Genomic DNA, 16,222 nt, shown 5'->3' on the forward strand with positions numbered 1-16,222 from the left:
TTCAGAGCTCCTCAAGTCTCCGGTGAGCGTTCGGCCGTGTGCCTCCGCCCCGGCGCGTTACGCGTGGGCGGAGGCGGAGTGCCCCCTCCGGTCGTACGGGAGGGAGGGGGCGTGTACGTGATGTGCTGCGGGGGTCCGGCGGGGGCGGTGCCGGGGCTGTCGTACGGCGTCCGTCAGACGGCGGCGCCGATTTCCTTCTGCCGCGTCGGGGCGCTGACCTCGTGCAGGAACGTGGCGACCTGGTTGTAGGACTCCCAGAACCCGACTTCGAGATAGGGGATGCCGCGCTCCGCGCAGTAGTCGCGGGTCAGCTCCCGGGCGCGGGCGAGGTTGCGCTTCGGCATCGCCGGGAAGAGGTGGTGCTCGACCTGGTAGTTGAGGCCGCCGTACAGGAAGTCGATCCACCAGTTGGGGCGGATGTTGCGGGAGGTGAGGACCTGGCGCTCAAGCCAGTCCAGGGTCTCCTTCTCGCCGTCGCGGACCTCCATGCCCTTGTGGTTCGGGGCGAACATCAGGCCGAAGTAGACGCCGAGCGCGGCGTGCTGCACCGCGATGAACACGATGGCCTGCAGGGGCGTCAGGACGGTGAAGACGGCGGTCAGGTAGATCGCGGTACGCAGGACGACGAGGCCGATCTCGACGAACCGGCGCTTGGCCCCGCTCTTGGCCAGCTCCTTGACCGTGGTCTTCTCCATCTTGTAGCCCTCCAGGACGAGGAGCACGAAGAAGAGAATCCGCTGGTGGCGGACGATGAAGCGCTGCGTCCGGGTGCGGGTGGCGTACTGCTTGATGTCGAAGATCGCGGTGCGCCGGCCGATGTCGGGGTCGAGCGTGAGGTGGTTGGGGTGGCTGTGGTGCCGGTTGTGGTGGTTGACCCACCAGGCGTAGCTCACCCCGCTGAAGAAGTTGGCGTGGAAGTACGCGACGAGTGTGCCGACCTTCTTGTCGCGGAACATCGCCTTGTGGCCGACCTCGTGCCACATGTAGGCGCTCTGAACGCCGCAGAGGCCCATCCACACCGCGACCGGCATCTGCCACCAGGACTCGCCGATCAGGAGGAAGGCGACCAGACCGGCCAGGATGAGGGACATGTTCAGGGCGAGCCGGCGGTAGTCGTAGCCCGTGTTGAGGTCGAGCAGTCCCTCGGTCTTCACGCGCTTCAGCAGCTCACCGAAGGTGGCGGAGGCACCTTGGCTGCTCGCTTCGCCCGTCGCGACCGCGAGGCCGGCTTCGAGCGGCCGTTGGGTGTCTGACTCTTTCTCGCTGGTGGTCTCACTGATGTTCGGAGACTGCATAGAAGGATCTCCTTGAGCAGGACGGGTCCCGGCACGGGGCACCGGGCGAAAGCAACTTGAAGACCGGCCGGGAATTGGGGGGTGGGTGAAGGAGCGGGGCTGGGTGCGTGCGGCTGCAAGGCGGAGGATTGAGGCAACGCGGAGCGTTGGTGATTGACGACAACGCCGCAGATGCGCGTGCCCGGCCCCGCGACGCCGCCCCCCAATTGCCGGCCGGTCTTAAGCGTCGGGCACCGCACTGATGTGGCGCTGATGACTGCCTGGAACACCGCCGGGGCGGGGCTTGCACCGGGCGGCCCGTGGCACAGCTCCCGTGCGGGAGCTGTGCCACTACGGGCGGGCGGTGCGCGCGGCGCGGCGGCGCGTCACGCGGCTGCGGCCTCCTGGGCGAGCCGTGCGTCCAGGGTGCGCAGCAGCTCGTCCGAGGCGCGGGCGACGTCCTGGTCGTCCGGGGCCCCGATGATGTCCATCAGGGAATGGACCAGCTGCTCCTTGAGGGCGTCCGTCTCGCTGGGTGCAGGCGCCTGCTCGGCGTCCTGCCCCAGGGCCTCGGTGGTCTGCTCGCTGGACATGGTTCTTCCTCCTTGCTGGGTGCCGCCGTGCCGGGCGGCTCGGGTGCGGTGGGTTCAGAAGGCGTTGCAGGCGCGGAAGATGTGCGCGAAGGCCGACAGCGAGGCGGGCCCGTCGAAGGCCACGTACTCGGGGACGGGAGCCTCCGGCGCCCACTTCTCCTTGTAGGTGAGCTGCGTCTGGGCGGGGTAGAGAGCCGCGCCCTCGGCCCACAGGAAGTGCATCAGCCACTGGAAGGACGGGCTGTGGCCGGGGAGTTCGTTCTCCTCCGCCAGGCCGGTGAACGGGGTGAAGCCGAAGTGCAGCCACTCGGCGCCCTCGGCCCGCAGCACCTCGATGACATGCGCGTTGATGGCCTCCATCAGGCCCGGGGTGTCGTCGGGGATGCGCCGGCTCAGGTCGTGCATCCAGCCGGCCCGGCTGCCGTAGACGGGCGAGTACGAGATGTAGCCGACCGGCTTGGAGTCGATGGTGCCGAGGAAGAGCCTGCGGTGCTCCTGCGCGGGGCCGCCTATCTCGCCGACCAGGAACTCCAGCTGCCGGGCCTCCTCGCCCTTGGAGCGCAGCCAGGCCTGGTCGATGTGGGTGATCGCCTCGGTCAGTTCCTCCGGCGACACCTCGCTGACCTGCAGACCGCTGCGGAGGGCGCGGGAGATCTTGTTGCGCATCCGCATGAACCGGGTGCCGCGCATGGTGAAGTCGGGCAGGTGGACCACCCAGGAGGAGCCGAACTGGTTGACGGTGAAGCCGCGCCGGGCGTACACCTCGGCGTCGGGGCGCTGCAACTGGGCGCCCACCACCTTCAGGCCCTGCTCATGGGCATGGGCCACGAAGCGGTCGAGCAGGGTGTCGTAGTCGTCCGGGGCGGCGAAGGGGCCGCCGAGCTGGACCAGGTACTGGCCGGCCCTGCGGTAGGCGATGATGCCGTCGAGTCCCGGCGCGGTGAACGCGCTGGTCCCCTGGCTCATGGTCAGGAACGCGCTGGAGTTCTCGGACTGCGTGTGTTGACGGATCGATGCGAGAACGGTGTTCTCGGCCGTTGCTGTAGGAGACATTGGCCCTCTCTCTTCCGATGACGAGCACAGGAAAGTAGAGCACCTGCAAGATGAGCCCCGGAAGAGCCGAAATTGTCTGCCGGGGAGATGTCAGCCGCCTGTCAGCCGGATATCAGAGCGGGCTGGAAATGTAATCCAGGCAACCGGGAGACAATGGCTTCCGGAAACCAGGAGAGGTGCCCGGAGTGGTTTATCGGGGACCGGAGCACGCTTCAGTCGGGCGAAAGCCCACGCAGGTTCGAATCCTGCCCTCTCCGCTGCGGGCCGTGCTGCCGCACCGCCGGAAGCCCGCCGGAAGCCCGCCGTACGCGACCTGCTCGCGCCGAGTGCGCCACGCCGTCGGGCCCGGAGCGGCGACGGCCGCCGATCGCCGATCGCAGCGTCTGGAGAATCCCCTCATGCCGACCGCGGCATCCCCCGCCCCACGACGGGCACTTGTCGTCGCCAACCCCACCGCGGGCACCGTACGCGCGGGCCTGTTCGACGAGGTCGTACGGCTCTGCCGCGACCGGCTCGACAGCGTCGAGGTGCACCGCACGACGCACCGAGGCAGCGCCACCGAGGCCGTCCGCGCCGCCACGGCGGCGGACCTGGTGATCGCGGTCGGCGGCGACGGCACGGTGCGCGAGGTCGTCGAAGGACTCGTCGCCCGGGACCGGCCCACCGCGGCGGCCCTCGCCGTGGTCCCCGCGGGCACCGGCAACTCCAACTACCGCATGCTGTGGGCCGACCGGCCCTGGGCCGAGACGCTGCAAGCGACTCTGACCGCCGACGCGGAGCGGGCCGCACTGCGCCGCATCGACCTGGGATCGCTCGCCGAGACCGGCGAACTCGTGCTGCTCGGCGCCTGCTCCGGGCTGGTCGCCGAGGGCCTGATCACGGCCCGCACGGTCCAGGCCACCGGCCGCGAGCGCTACACCCGGGCCCTGCCGGACGCGGCTGCGGCCCACCGCCCCTACCCGGGGCGGGTCACGGTCGACGGCACGGTGCTGCACGAGGGCGCCACCGTCCTGGCCAACGTCGGCGGCGGCCGGTACCGCGGCGGCCAGTACCTGGTCCTGCCCCACTCCGAGCTGGACGACGGGCTGCTGGACGTCTGCGTCGTCGGCGCCGAGGTGCCCGCCACGGACATTCCCCACCTCGCCACCGAGGGCCTGCTGCACGAGCAGCCCGGAGTGGTGTACGGCCGCGGGCGGCGCGTCGTCGTCGAACGCCTCGACGGGCGCCCCCTGTGTTTCGAGCACGACGGTGAACTGCAGCAGCTCAACTGGACCAGCATGTCCGTCGATGTGCTGCCGGGTGTGCTGCCGGTCTGGGGTGCTCCGACGAAAGAAGTGACGCGTGTCGATACTCAAGGAGCTGTGCCGGTGGGCGGCCCGGCTGCAGGCTGAGGACGTCCCCGCCCCCGTACGCTCCCTGGCGAGCAGCCAGTTGCTCTCCCAGCTGGCCTCCATCCGGGCCGGCGCCGCACACCCGCTGGGCCGCCGGCTCATCGAGGCCTTCGGGCCGCCCCTGCAGAGCGATCCGCGTACGTCGGCGTGTGTGCTGGCCGGGCTCGGCTCCTGGCTGAACCTCGACGACACCGCGTACGCGGGCCATCTGTCGAACTCCACGGTGTCCGTCCCGCTCGCGTACGCCTACGCGCGCGGCCTCGACGGCGCCTCGCTGGTCACCGCGGTCGTCGCCGCCAACGAGTTCGCGGCGAGGATCACGGCGGCGGCCACGCTCGGGCCGCTGCGCGGCCACAGCGCCGTGCACACGCACCTGGCGGGCACGGTCAGCGGAAGGCTGCACTGCGAGGGCGCCGACGAAGCGGTCTGGAGCAACGCCCTCGGCCTCGCCTTCGCCATGCCCAACTGGCCGCTGATGCGCGCCTTCCTGGCCAGCGACGCGCGGCTGTTCAACACCTTCACACCGGTACGCACCGCGATGGACGCCTGCGACGGGGCCCGCGCCGGGCTGCGGGGCGCCGTGGACATCCTGGAGCACCCGGACGGTTTCCTCGACCGGTTCTCCTCCGTACCGCTGCCCGACGCCGTCAACGCGGGCCTCGGCCTGCGGTGGCACACCGAGACCCTCTCGTTCAAGATGCACCCGGGCGGTCCCGGGATCGACGCGGCGGTGGACTGCGCCGCCGCGCTGCACCGCGACATCGGTCCGTGCCGTCCCGAGGACATCGAGGAGATCGTCGTCGAGGCGTCCCTCTACACGCTGTTCGCGGGCAAGAAGGCGGCGTCGTACATCGTCGGGCCGGGCTCGCCGCTGGGCGCGCTCGTCCTGCACACCCCGTATCCGGTGGCCACCGCCCTGCTGACCGGCGGTCTGACGGTCAACGACTTCGCGGCGCCGCTGCTCAGCGAGCGCGTCCGCTGGGACGTCGCGGAACGGGTGCGGCTGGTGCACGACCCCGAGCTGACCCGGGCGCTGTTCGCCTCGGAGGCCCCGTTCGGCGAGGCCGTACGGCAGGCCGGGCCCGCGGCGGAACCCTGGCTGCGTTCCTTCGGCGGCGAGGAGGTGGCCAGGCTCGCCCAGGAGGCCGCGGGCGACAAGGCACGGGCCGACTTCACCTCGTCCGCCAAGGCGACCGGCGCCCGGGTGACGGTACGGCTGGCCGACGGGCGCACCCTCAGCCGGGAGCGCATGATCCCGCTCGCCGCCGCCGGCCCCCACACGCGGGCCCACCACGCCGAACTGATGCAGCAGAAGTTCCTGGAGTACGGCGGGACGCCCGAGGTCGCCGAGGCGGCCGAGCACCTCGATTCGATGGATTCCGATGATCTTCAGGAATGGATCGCATCAGCGCTGCGGTAATCCGCGAGGCGGGTGTCAGCGATGAGTCAGCAGGCGCTGCGAACATCGTTTCACGGTGGACAGTGAGCAGGGAAGATCGGACTTGGGAAAGGTCCTTTGATGCCTGAAAAGGAACTCCGCAGTTACAAACTTTATATCGCGGGCAAGGACGTCGAAGGCGACGGCTGGGTATATACCGTCAGCGCCAAGTCCATGCTCGAAGATGTATTCACGAGCGTCAGTCTCAAACGGGAACTGGAAAAGAATCCGGATTCCGAGTCGGCGGATCACCCCTATGTGGTGGGCCGTTGCGCAATCGCCAGCGATGCTTCGATCGATCTCGCCACGGAGGCCGCCGCTGCTGCTGCGGGCGCCTGGGCCGAGGTCCCCCTGGAACGTCGGATGCGCCTGGGCAGGATGTTCCGCGAGGAGCTGATGCGCCGCGAGGACGAGTTCCTGGACATCCTCACCTCGGAGTCGCACCCGCTGCGGCTGGCCCGCTGGGAACTGAGCTGCATGAAGCAGATCTACAGCGAGGAAAGCCTGTACTGGTACCGGCAGCGGATGCACACCGAGTTCGAGCACGAGGGACGGCGCCTGATCGTCCGTCGCCAGCCCGACGGTGTGGTGGCCTTCAACCCGCCGCAGAACGCGCCCGCGCCGAGCGCGGCCCTCGCCGTTCTCGCGCTGATGGCCGGCAACGCGGTCGTGATGCGTGCCCCGCGCAGCATCGCGCTGAGCACCATGTGGCTGATGCGCGACGTGGTGGCGCCGCTGCTCGAAGAGATCTCCGCGCCTCCCGGCATCCTCAACGCCATCTGCTCCAACCCCAAGCAGACCCTGGACCGCTGGGTCGAGTCGCCGCTGATCAACGACATCTTCTACATCGGCGGCAGCGAGGAGGGCCTGCGCTTCCAGGAGAGCTGCGTGGCCAACGGCAAGAAGCCCATCCTGGAGCTGGCCGGCAACGACACCATCGTCGTGTGGAAGGGCGCCGACCTGACGAAGGCGGCCGAGGCGATCTGCGAGTCCTTCTACGGCTCGGGCCAGATCTGCATGGTGCCCAACTGCGTGCTGGTCCACCCCGAGATCGCCGAGGAGCTCATCGAAGCGGTCAAGGAGCGCGTCAAGGTGGTCCGTCCGGGCTACCCGGAGGACGAGGACGTCCTGCTCTCCCCGGTGCGCCGCAGCGAGAAGTTCTTCGCGCTGCTCAAGCAGTCCCTGGACCGCGGCGGCGAGATCATCACCGGCGGCCTGCGGACCGAGGTCGACGGCACCCCGTCGGAGACCGGCGTCTTCCTGCAGCCGACCGTGGTGCGGGTCGACGGTCTCGAAGGGGCCCGCCTGCACGACATCGTCAGGAGCGAGACGTTCTTCCCGCTGCTGCCGATCGTCGTACCCGAGGCGACCGACGACGACACGCTGCTCAACTCGTTCATCGACTTCGTCAACTCCAACGAGTACGGGCTGCGCAACTCGCTCTGGGTCAAGTCCGCCCGGGTGATCAACGCGTTCGTGCAGCGCATCACCAACGGCGGCCTGCTGAAGATCAACGACTCGCACATCGGCTTCCTGCCGTATCTGCCCAGCCACGGCGGAACCGGCCTGACCGGCGGTGTCTACGGCGAGGCCAACTACCCGATCCTCAAGACCTCGCACATCCAGGGCGTCAGCATCGCCACCGACGTCAGCCCCCACGAGGCCGTCTTCGGGGCCTGAACCATCCCCCCGCTCCACCGATTCAACGGAGGTGTCCCCCCGTGCGCTCCCTCGACTCCGCCCGCTCGCTCTGCGACCGGTACCATCCAGGGCTGCTCAAGGCCCTGGAAGAGATCCCCTTCGCCGAGCGGGAGGCTCCCGGGAGTCCCGCGATCGACCTGTTCCGCACCCACGGCGGTGTGGGGCTGCTGGTGCCCACCGAGTTCGGCGGGCACGGCGCCGACCCGGTGGACGCGGTGCAGGTGCAGCGGGCCATCGGGGCGGTGTCACCGTCGGTGGCCGCCGCGGTGACCATGCACCACTTCACCGTCTCGATGCTGTACTCGCTGGCCGAGCGGTCCGGGCGGCTGGCGGAGGGTCAACTGGAGCTGCTGCACCGGGTCGTGCCGGAGCAGATCCTGATGGCCTCGGGCTGGGCCGAGGGCAAGACACAGCAGAACATCTTCGCGCCGTCGGTCGTCGCGGTGCCGGCCCCGGGCGGGTACCGGCTCAACGGCATCAAGAAGCCGTGCAGCCTGGCCCATTCGATGCAGCTGCTCACCGCGAGCATCGCCGTGCCCGGCCCGGACGGCACCCCCGAACTCGCCCTCGCACTGGTCCCGGCCTCCTCCGAGGGCCTGACGGTCCATCCGTTCTGGGGCAACGACGTGCTGGCCGCCTCGGAGAGCGACGAGGTACGCCTGACCGACGTGTTCGTCCCGGACAACATGGTCGTACGCACCACCGAGGACGACCCGGACCGGCTCGACGAGCTGCAGACCGCCGGCGTCATCTGGTTCGAGATGCTGATCTCGGCCGGTTACGCCGGAGCCGCCGCCGCCCTCGCCGAACTGGTCGTCCAGCGCGAGCGGGGCAGCGTGAGCGAGCGGTCCGACGTGGTCATCAACGTCGAGAGCGCCTTCCACCTGCTTGAGGGCGCCGCCCGCGCCGTACGGGACGGGCTCGACAGCGAGGAGGCGGTGGCCCAGGTGCTCATCGCCCGCTACGCCACCCAGGACCTGCTCGCCAAGGTCTCGGACAAGAGCCTGGAGCTGCTGGGCGGCATCGACTTCATCCGCAGCTCGGACCACGCCCGCCTCGCGGCCTCCGTACGTCCGCTGGTCTTCCACCCTCCGGGGCGGTCCGCCACGGCCGGACAGCTCGTCGACTACGTCGCGGGCAAGCCGCTCGACCTCTCCTGAACCGCATCCGGCCGATGCACCGGTCGAACCCCAACAGCCCGTCGTATCCAGGGAGTTATCCGTGACCGTGACCCAGGACATCCGGGTCGACACCGAGGCGGACATCCTCGGTCTCTACCGGGCCCACCTCAGCAAGGGCCGGGCCACCCTCGCCGAACTGTTCGGCAGCCACATGGAGGTGGAGTCCTCCGGCGCCTGGCTGACCACGAGCGACGGTGAGCGCTTCCTCAACGCCGGGGGCTACGGCGTCTTCATCATGGGCGCCCGCCACCCCATCGTGATGGAGGCCGTCGAGCGCCAGCTGCGCACCCACCCGGTCGCCACCCGCATCCTGCTGGAGCCGACGGTGGCCCGCGCCGCCGAGGCCCTCGTCTCGGTCATGCCCGAGGGCCTGGACCGCGTGCACTTCTCGCTCTCCGGCGCCGAGGCCGTCGAGACCGGCCTCAAGCTGGCCCGCGCCAACGGCCGCAGGCGGACCGTGTCGATGCAGGGCGGCTACCACGGCAAGACGATGGGTGCCCTTTCGGCGACCGCCAAGGAGGTCTACCAGAAGCCCTTCCGGCCGCTGCTCCCCGACGTACTGCACCTGCCCTTCGGCGACGCGGACGCCCTGGAGGAGGAGCTGCGGGCGCACCCGGGCGAGGTCTGCGTGATCCTGGAGCCGGTGCAGGGCGAGGGCGGCGTGATCATCCCGCCCAAGGGCTACCTCAAGCGGGTCGAGGAGCTCGTGCGCGAGTACGACGGCTTCCTCATCCTCGACGAGGTACAGACCGGCATGGGCCGGCTCGGCGAGTGGTGGGGCGCCGACACGGAGGGCGTCGTCCCCGACGTACTGCTCGCGGGCAAGGCGCTCGGCGGCGGTGTGGTCCCGGTCTCGGCGGCCGTCGCCACCCGCAAGGCGTTCCGCCCGTTCGACAAGGACCCGTACATCCACACCTCGACCTTCTCCGGGCAGCCCCTGCTGATGGCGGCCGTCCAGGGCGCCGTCCGCGCGATCGAGGAGGAGCGCCTGGTCACCCGGTCCATGGACCTGGGCGCCCGGCTGCTGCCCCGGATCGCCGAGATAGCCCGCCGCAACATTCCCGACCTGGTGGTCGACGTACGCGGCCAGGGCCTGCTGATCGGCGTGGAGCTGACCGAGGCGGGCCTGGCCGGGGAGCTGCTCATCGAGCTCTTCAACCACGGCGTGGTCGCCAACCACTCGATGAACGGCAGTTCGGTGGTGCGGTTCACCCCGCCCGCCACGCTCACCGACCTCGACGTGGAGTACCTGCTCAGCTCCTTCGACAAAGCAACCCTCGATCTGGTCGCCGGTTCGGCCAGGATGCCGGAAGGCGGAAACAACTGATGCGTCATGTGGAACTGGACGCCGTGGTACTGGGAGAGAACGCCAGGACCGTCTTCGAGTCCGTCGCCAGGTTCGACCGATTCCCCGAACTGGCCCCGCACGTCAGCTCCACCACGGTGCACGGCACCCTGCCCGATCCGCAGGGCAGCTCCAGCTGGGAGCTGCACTTCCGCAGCGGCCTGCTGCGCTGGACCGAGGAGGACCGCTTCCTGGAGGACGAGCTGGAGATCCGGTTCGAGCAGGAGGACGGCGACTTCGACGTCTTCGAGGGCAAGTGGGCGGTGATCCAGGAGGACGAGAACGTCGTCGTCCACTTCGAGGTCGACTTCGACTTCGGTATCCCGAGCCTCGAAGGCATCCTCGACCCGATCGCCGAGCGCGTCATCAAGGAGACCGTGGCCTGGGCCGTCACCGGGCTGTTCGCCCGCACGGAGCTGCGCAGCGCGGTCGAGCTCGGCACGCCCGCCGACGCGGCAGCGTAGGGGACGGCCATGGACCAGGCGAACCCGTTCGAGACCCCACGGACCTTCTCCCTGCACCGCGCCGAGTACCTCGTCGGCTTCGCGGTGAGCACCGGCCTGATCATCGAGCACTTCGGCGACATCCGCTGGCCCGTGTGGATCGGTCTGTTCCTCTACATCGACCTGATCGGTTACATCCCGGGGGCCATCGCCTTCCGCCGCAGCGGGGGCAGGCCCATCTCCAAGGTCTTTTACGTCCTCTACAACGTCATGCACAGCCTGATCACGCAGAGCGTGGTCGTCGGCCTGTGGTGCTGGCTGGTCGGACCGGAGTGGGCACTGCTCGCGGTCGCCTGGCACCTGAGCGGTGACCGGGGGCTGTTCGGCAACTTCATGAAGTCGTTCGCGCTGCCGTACGAGCCCGTCCGGCAGAAGGGGTACCTGCGGCTCCTGGACGACCTGGGCCTGCAGCACCCCAAGCCGGTGGGCCACGCCCAGGACCCGGAGCCCGTCGGCCACCTGCCGGCCCGGCCCGCGCCCCGCAGCCGGAACGCCGACCGCGCGGTGTCCCCCGCAGGCCGCTGACCGCAGACCCGTCACCTCCCGGGCAGTGAACCCGGGCCGACAGAAGGAGCACACGCCGTCATGACCGAATCGCCGCAGAGCGCCGTGGCGCAGGAGGCCGACTGGGAGACCGCTCCCGGTCTGCTCGACGGGGCCAAGGAACTCACCCTCGGACCCGAGGAGTGCAACCTCGCCTACTGGATCACCCAGGTCGCCCAGGGCACTCTGCGCGATCGCGGCGTCACCGGCCACCACGAGTCGGCGCTGGTCCCGGACTTCCTCAAGGCGCCGGGTCCGCTGCGTGAGGCCCTGGTCCTCGAATTCGGCTTCCGCGGGCTGTCGGAGGAGGTCGCCACCCGGCTGCTCGCCCCGTACGTGGAGATCGCTCCGGGCATCCCGGAGATGGAGTTCTACGCGACCCAGCTCCTCGACGAGGCCCGGCACGCGCGGGTGTTCCGCAACCACCTGGTCGAGCTGGGGATGCCGGAGGCGACCCTGCTGCGCGACATCGAGGACATGGCGGCCGACTACCAGCGCGAAGTGCTGCAGCCGGTCATCGACTTCACCCTCGACGTCGTCCAGAAGCAGCGCGACTTCCCCGGCGCGGTGGCCGTGTTCGCCATCGTCATCGAGGGCGTGCTCGCCCCGGCGGCGGAGCTGAGCGAACGCAAGTGGACCCCGCTGTCCCCGGCCACCGGCGAGATCTCCCGCGGCACTGCGATCGACGAGATCCGCCACCTGACGGTCGCCAGCACCATCCTCCGCGACCACGTGCGCAAGCACCCCGAGTACCGGCCGCGGCTGGTGGAGATCCTGCAGGCCGGCGTCGCGCTGTGGGACGACATCGACGACCGCAAGTTCGTCATCCACCGCGAGGAGCTGTTCCAGAAGGGCATGGAGGAGCACGCCGACCGGATCGGTGACTACGAGATCTGGCCCGGCACCCGGCTTCTGGACACCACGCCGGAGCAGCGCTACGACATGGCCGAGCAGTGGACGGACGAGATGGCCGCCGCCCGCATGGCGTACATGGGCCTGCCCGTCGAGTGGCTCGGCTCCCCCGCACAGGGGGACGCGTGAAGTCCGCTGTCATCGCGGGCGCCGGGGTCTATCTGCCGCCGAAGCTGGTCACCAACCAGGACCTCAGCGAGCGCCTCGACACCAACGACGCGTGGATCCGCACCAGGACGGGCATGTCGGTGCGGCACGTCGTCGAGCCCGGCGGTGCCACCTCCGACCTGGCCGTGGAGGCCGGGGAGCGGGCCCTGAAGTCCGCCGGGGGCGGCGGCGCGGACGTGGTCATCCTGGCCACCACCACACCGGACCACCAGGTCCCGCCCACCGCACCGGACATCACGACCCGGCTCGGCCTGGGCACCACCCCGGCGTTCGACCTGTCGGCGGCGTGCGCAGGGTTCCTGTACGGACTGGCGACGGCCTCCGGCCTGATCGCCACCGGCACGGCCGAGCGGGTGCTGCTGATCGGCGCGGACGCCTTCACGACCATGGTCGACCCGGACGACCGCGGCACCGTGGTGCTGTTCGGGGACGCCGCGGGCGCGGTGGTGCTGCGCGCGGGTGAGGCGGACGAGCCCGGTGCGATCGGCACTCCGGTGCTGGGCAGCGACGGAAGCCTCGCCGGGCTGATCCAGGTCCCGGCCGGCGGCTCCCGGTCGCGCTCCAGCGGGCCGGTGACCGAGCTGGCCGACCCGTCCGACGCGTACTTCAAGATGAACGGCCGGGAGACCTTCCGGCACGCCGTGCAGCGGATGAGCGAGGCCTCGCGCGCCGCCGTGCGGGCCGCCGGGTGGACGCTCGACGACGTGGACCGGCTCTGCGCCCACCAGGCCAACTCGCGCATCCTCACCGCGGTCGCGGACGAGCTCGGCTTCCCCGTGGAGCGGCAGTTGTCCAACGTCGCCGAGGTCGGCAACACCGCGGCGGCGTCGCTCCCCACGCTGCTCGCCATGTCCGCGGCGAACGGCACGCTCCAAGCCGGTCACCGGGTGCTGCTCACCGCCTTCGGCGGCGGGCTCTCCTGGGGCGCGGCCACCCTCGTCTGGCCCGACATCGACGTCGTCTGACCCCACCGAAAGGAAGCCCGTCATGTTCGAGATGCTCAAGGAGATCCTGGTCGACAAGCTCAAGGTCGCCCCGGACCTGATCACCCCGCAGGCCACCCGCGAAGAGGTCGAGCTGGACTCGCTCGCCGTCGTCGAGCTGTCGATGCTCCTCGACAAGGAGTACTCCATCGAGATCAGCGACGACGAGCTGATGGAGGCCGGAAACATCGGCGAGATGGCCCAGATGATGAGCGAGCGCCGCGCGACGGTCTGAGGGGCTGTCGGGTGACCCCCGCGCGCAGCCGCCCAGGACCGGGACCGGCCCGGCACTCAAGGAGAGTTCATGCATGACGTACGTGAGCTGATCGAGCTGGGTCCCGAAGCGGTGCGGCGCCTCGCGCGGCGCCGGTACGGGCTCGACCTGACCGGCGTCGAGGAGGCGCACCGGCGGCGCGCGGCGGCCCTGACATCCGTGTCCGACCTGCGCGCCGCCCTCAAGGCGGCCTCGCGCGGCCACGGCGGCAAGCCGTCCGAGGCCGCGCGTGAGGAGTCGCGGCGGCTGCGGGAGCAGGTGCAGCAGGCGGAGTCCGCGGCGCGCGAAGCCGAGGCGGCCCTGACCGATCTGCTGCTCGCCATTCCCAACTTCCCGCTGGACGAGGTGCCCGACGGGCACTCGGACCAGGAGGCCGTCGAGGTGGCGCGCGGCGGCCCGCCCGTGCGTGCGGGGGGCCCGGCCCGCCATCACGCCGACCTCGGCGAGACGCTGAACATCTTCGACGGCTCCCGCGCCGCCCGCCTCTCGGGCGCCCGCTTCACCGTGTCGCGCGGCGCCGGAGCCCGGCTGGAGCGTGCGCTCGGTGACTTCTTCCTGGATCTGCACACCCAGGAGCACGGCTACGTCGAGCACTCCGTGCCGTACCTGGTGAACCGGCAGACCATGACCGCCACCGGCCAGTTGCCCAAGTTCGAGGAGGACCTGTTCGCCACCCGGGTCGGTGACCGGGAGCTGTTCCTGGTGCCGACCGCCGAGGTCCCGCTGACCAATCTCGTCGCCGGTGACCTGCTCGTCGCCGCCGACCTGCCGCTCGCGTTCACCTCCCGCACCCCCTGCTTCCGCGCGGAGGCCGGCTCGTACGGCCGTGACACCCGCGGCATCCTGCGCCTGCACCAGTTCGAGAAGGTGGAGCTGGTACGGATCTGCGCGGCGGACGAGGCCCCCAAGCAGCTGGAGCTGATGCGCTCCCACGCCGAGGAGTGTCTGCGCCGCCTCGAACTGTCCTACCGGGTGGTGCAGTTGCCGGCCGGTGATCTGGGCTTCTCGGCCCGGATGACGTACGACATCGAGGTGTGGCTGCCCGGTAGCGGCGCCTTCCGCGAGATCTCCTCCGTGTCGGACTGCGGCACCTTCCAGGGGCGGCGCGCGGGCATCCGGGTGCGCACCGGGAGCGGGGCCAAGGAGGCTGCCGCGACGCTCAACGGCTCGGCGCTGCCCATCGGCCGCACGGTGGCCGCGCTGCTCGAACAGGGGCAGCAGGAGGACGGGTCCGTCGTCCTGCCGGCGGCGCTCACGCCGTACACCGGGTTCTCCCGGATCCTGCCGGGCGGGGCCACCGCATGACGTCGCCCGGCCCCCGGTGGTGCGTTCCGTGACACGGAACGCACCACCGGGGGCCGGGCGTTGACGCGGTCAGGCCGAACGCACCAGCTGCGGGGAGGCGGTCCGCCGGCCGGGGAGGAGCGGTGCCTGGTTGAGGATGGCGAGGAACCGTTCCCTGAGCTGCGGCGAGGGCTCGATGCCCAGTTCGTCGACCATCCGGCCGCGGGCGGTGTGGTACGTCTCGATCGCCTCGGCCTGCCGCCCGTACCGGTACAGGGCCAGCATCAGCATCTCGGTGACCCGCTCCCGCCACGGATGGACGATGCTCATCCGCTTCAGTTCCCCTATGGCGGAGGGCACGTCGCACTCGAAGTCGAACCAGAGCTTGTCCTCCGTCGCGGCGAGGTGCTCCTCCTCCAGCTGTACGGCCACCGACCGGCACAGCGGCCCGCCGGCGACGTCCTGGAGCGGGGCGCCGCGCCACAGGCCGAGTGCCTCCCCGAGGAGTCCGGCGGCCCACGCCGAGTCGGTGGGCACGGCTCTGCGGGCCTCGGCGACCCGGCTCCTGAAGACGTTCATGTCGAGCTCCTCGGCGGGGAACTCCAGGGCGTACCCGGTGGACCGGGTGACCAGCGAAGGGGCGGAGCTGCCCCACTCCTGCAGGGTGCGGCGCAGCCGTGAGACGTGCGCCTGCAGGGCGTTCTCCACGGTCAACGGCGGCTCCGTGCCCCACAGTTCGGTGTAGAGCTCCTCGGCGGGGACCAGTCGGCCGCCGCTGACCAGCAGCGCGGCCAGCAGCGCCCGCTGCTGCCCGCCCCGGACACTGCGGAAGTGCCCGTCCACCTCGACGCCGACGGAGCCGAGAATTCTGAACTTCACTGACTGCTCCTCCCTGCCTGACGCCCCCGGGGGGTGCCTGCCGCAGCGGCAGGCGGGGCGGTACGGAGTGTGTTGTCCGCGTTGAACGTGACACCGCTCCCTTGAGCCCCGCTTGAGATCCGGCGTGCGCCGGGCGGAACCGGTTCCGTCGCGTGCCGGGCCGCCCCAGGGGGCCCGTGACGACTCCACCGGTTCTTGAGCGGCCCCCTGGCAGAGTGGCGGAGGAGCCGCCCGGGGCCGCGCGCGTCCGGTCGGCGAGACAAGTAATCGCATGCGACCAAGGAGTACCCGTGAGTGACCTGACCGAACTGGCCGGCCGTTACATCGCCGCCTGGAACGAGGCGGACGCGAGCAAGCGTGCCGCGGCGATCTCCGAGGTGTTCACCGCGGACGCCACCTACACCGACCCGCTCGCCGACGTACAGGGCCACGAAGGCATCGGGGCCGTGCTCGCCGGAGCCCAGGAGCAGTTCAAGGGATTCGAGTTCCGCGTCCTCGGCGACGTCGACGAGAACCACAACATCGGCCGGTTCCAGTGGGAGCTGGTGCCCGCCGGCGGTGGCGAGAACATCGTCATCGGCTTCGACGTCGTGGTGACCGACTCCCAGGGGAAGATCAAGAACGTCTACGGCTTCCTCGACAAGGTTCCCGCGGGCGCCTGAGCGCTCTCACGGCCCCCCTACCGGGCGGATCGCTGCCA

16 protein-coding genes are annotated in these 16,222 nt (G+C 70.4%); 12 read left to right on the forward strand and 4 right to left on the reverse strand.

The window, feature by feature from the left end; all coding sequences use genetic code 11:
* Positions 1-173: 173 nt before the first annotated feature.
* From OG709_RS35045 to OG709_RS35055, 3 genes are all read right to left on the reverse strand, one after another.
* Positions 174-1,295 carry a fatty acid desaturase family protein gene (locus OG709_RS35045; RefSeq protein ID WP_250306079.1) on the reverse strand — a complete coding sequence of 374 codons (1,122 nt, stop codon included), beginning with the start codon at positions 1,293-1,295 and terminating at the stop codon, positions 174-176.
* Positions 1,296-1,660: 365 nt separating this feature from the next.
* Positions 1,661-1,867: a hypothetical protein gene (locus OG709_RS35050; RefSeq protein WP_250306080.1), complete on the reverse strand. Its 207-nt coding sequence runs from the start codon at positions 1,865-1,867 to the stop codon at positions 1,661-1,663.
* A gap of 54 nt (positions 1,868-1,921) precedes the next feature.
* Positions 1,922-2,920, reverse strand: a complete 999-nt coding sequence (locus OG709_RS35055; protein ID WP_250306081.1) for a bifunctional lysylphosphatidylglycerol flippase/synthetase MprF — start codon at positions 2,918-2,920, stop codon at positions 1,922-1,924.
* Positions 2,921-3,318: 398 nt separating this feature from the next.
* On the opposite strand from OG709_RS35055, the gene OG709_RS35060 reads away from it, so the two are divergent.
* The 11 genes from OG709_RS35060 (at position 3,319) to serS (ending at position 14,664) form a co-directional block, all read left to right on the forward strand.
* Positions 3,319-4,311, forward strand: a complete 993-nt coding sequence (locus OG709_RS35060; protein WP_250306082.1) for a diacylglycerol/lipid kinase family protein — start codon at positions 3,319-3,321, stop codon at positions 4,309-4,311.
* Positions 4,262-5,731, forward strand: a complete 1,470-nt coding sequence (locus OG709_RS35065; protein ID WP_250306083.1) for an MmgE/PrpD family protein — start codon at positions 4,262-4,264, stop codon at positions 5,729-5,731. The genes OG709_RS35060 and OG709_RS35065 overlap by 50 nt, the downstream gene beginning before the upstream one ends.
* 99 nt (positions 5,732-5,830) lie before the next feature.
* Entirely contained in the window at positions 5,831-7,429 is a 1,599-nt protein-coding gene (locus OG709_RS35070; RefSeq protein ID WP_266646590.1) for an aldehyde dehydrogenase family protein, read from the forward strand.
* Between the two features lie 41 nt (positions 7,430-7,470).
* Positions 7,471-8,610, forward strand: coding sequence for an acyl-CoA dehydrogenase family protein (locus tag OG709_RS35075; protein WP_250306086.1), 1,140 nt, complete (start codon positions 7,471-7,473; stop codon positions 8,608-8,610).
* Between the two features lie 61 nt (positions 8,611-8,671).
* Positions 8,672-9,958, forward strand: a complete 1,287-nt coding sequence (locus tag OG709_RS35080) for an aspartate aminotransferase family protein (RefSeq protein WP_250306087.1) — start codon at positions 8,672-8,674, stop codon at positions 9,956-9,958.
* Positions 9,958-10,440, forward strand: coding sequence for a type II toxin-antitoxin system RatA family toxin (locus OG709_RS35085; protein WP_250306089.1), 483 nt, complete (start codon positions 9,958-9,960; stop codon positions 10,438-10,440). The genes OG709_RS35080 and OG709_RS35085 overlap by 1 nt, the downstream gene beginning before the upstream one ends.
* 9 nt (positions 10,441-10,449) lie before the next feature.
* Entirely contained in the window at positions 10,450-11,004 is a 555-nt protein-coding gene (locus tag OG709_RS35090; protein WP_250306090.1) for a hypothetical protein, read from the forward strand.
* A 60-nt stretch (positions 11,005-11,064) separates the two neighbouring features.
* Positions 11,065-12,063 (forward strand): VlmB-like protein, encoded by a 999-nt coding sequence (locus OG709_RS35095; protein ID WP_250306091.1) that lies wholly within the window; start codon positions 11,065-11,067, stop codon positions 12,061-12,063.
* The gene (locus tag OG709_RS35100; protein ID WP_250306093.1) at positions 12,060-13,067 is read left to right on the forward strand and encodes a beta-ketoacyl-ACP synthase III; all 1,008 of its coding nucleotides are present in this window, start codon (positions 12,060-12,062) and stop codon (positions 13,065-13,067) included. The genes OG709_RS35095 and OG709_RS35100 overlap by 4 nt, the downstream gene beginning before the upstream one ends.
* Positions 13,068-13,089: 22 nt before the next feature.
* Positions 13,090-13,320: an acyl carrier protein gene (locus OG709_RS35105; RefSeq protein WP_250306094.1), complete on the forward strand. Its 231-nt coding sequence runs from the start codon at positions 13,090-13,092 to the stop codon at positions 13,318-13,320.
* Between the two features lie 69 nt (positions 13,321-13,389).
* On the forward strand, positions 13,390-14,664 hold the full coding sequence (gene serS / locus OG709_RS35110) for a serine--tRNA ligase (protein WP_250306097.1): 1,275 nt from the start codon (positions 13,390-13,392) through the stop codon (positions 14,662-14,664).
* Between the two features lie 69 nt (positions 14,665-14,733).
* Here the strand turns inward: serS and OG709_RS35115 are convergent, their stop codons facing one another.
* Positions 14,734-15,522: an AfsR/SARP family transcriptional regulator gene (locus tag OG709_RS35115; RefSeq protein ID WP_250306098.1), complete on the reverse strand. Its 789-nt coding sequence runs from the start codon at positions 15,520-15,522 to the stop codon at positions 14,734-14,736.
* A gap of 290 nt (positions 15,523-15,812) precedes the next feature.
* Here OG709_RS35115 and OG709_RS35120 point away from each other — a divergent pair, with 290 nt between their 5' ends.
* The gene (locus tag OG709_RS35120) at positions 15,813-16,184 is read left to right on the forward strand and encodes a nuclear transport factor 2 family protein (RefSeq protein WP_250306100.1); all 372 of its coding nucleotides are present in this window, start codon (positions 15,813-15,815) and stop codon (positions 16,182-16,184) included.
* Positions 16,185-16,222: the final 38 nt, after the last annotated feature.

This window comes from Streptomyces sp. NBC_01267, assembly GCF_036241575.1.
GTDB lineage: Bacteria > Actinomycetota > Actinomycetes > Streptomycetales > Streptomycetaceae > Streptomyces.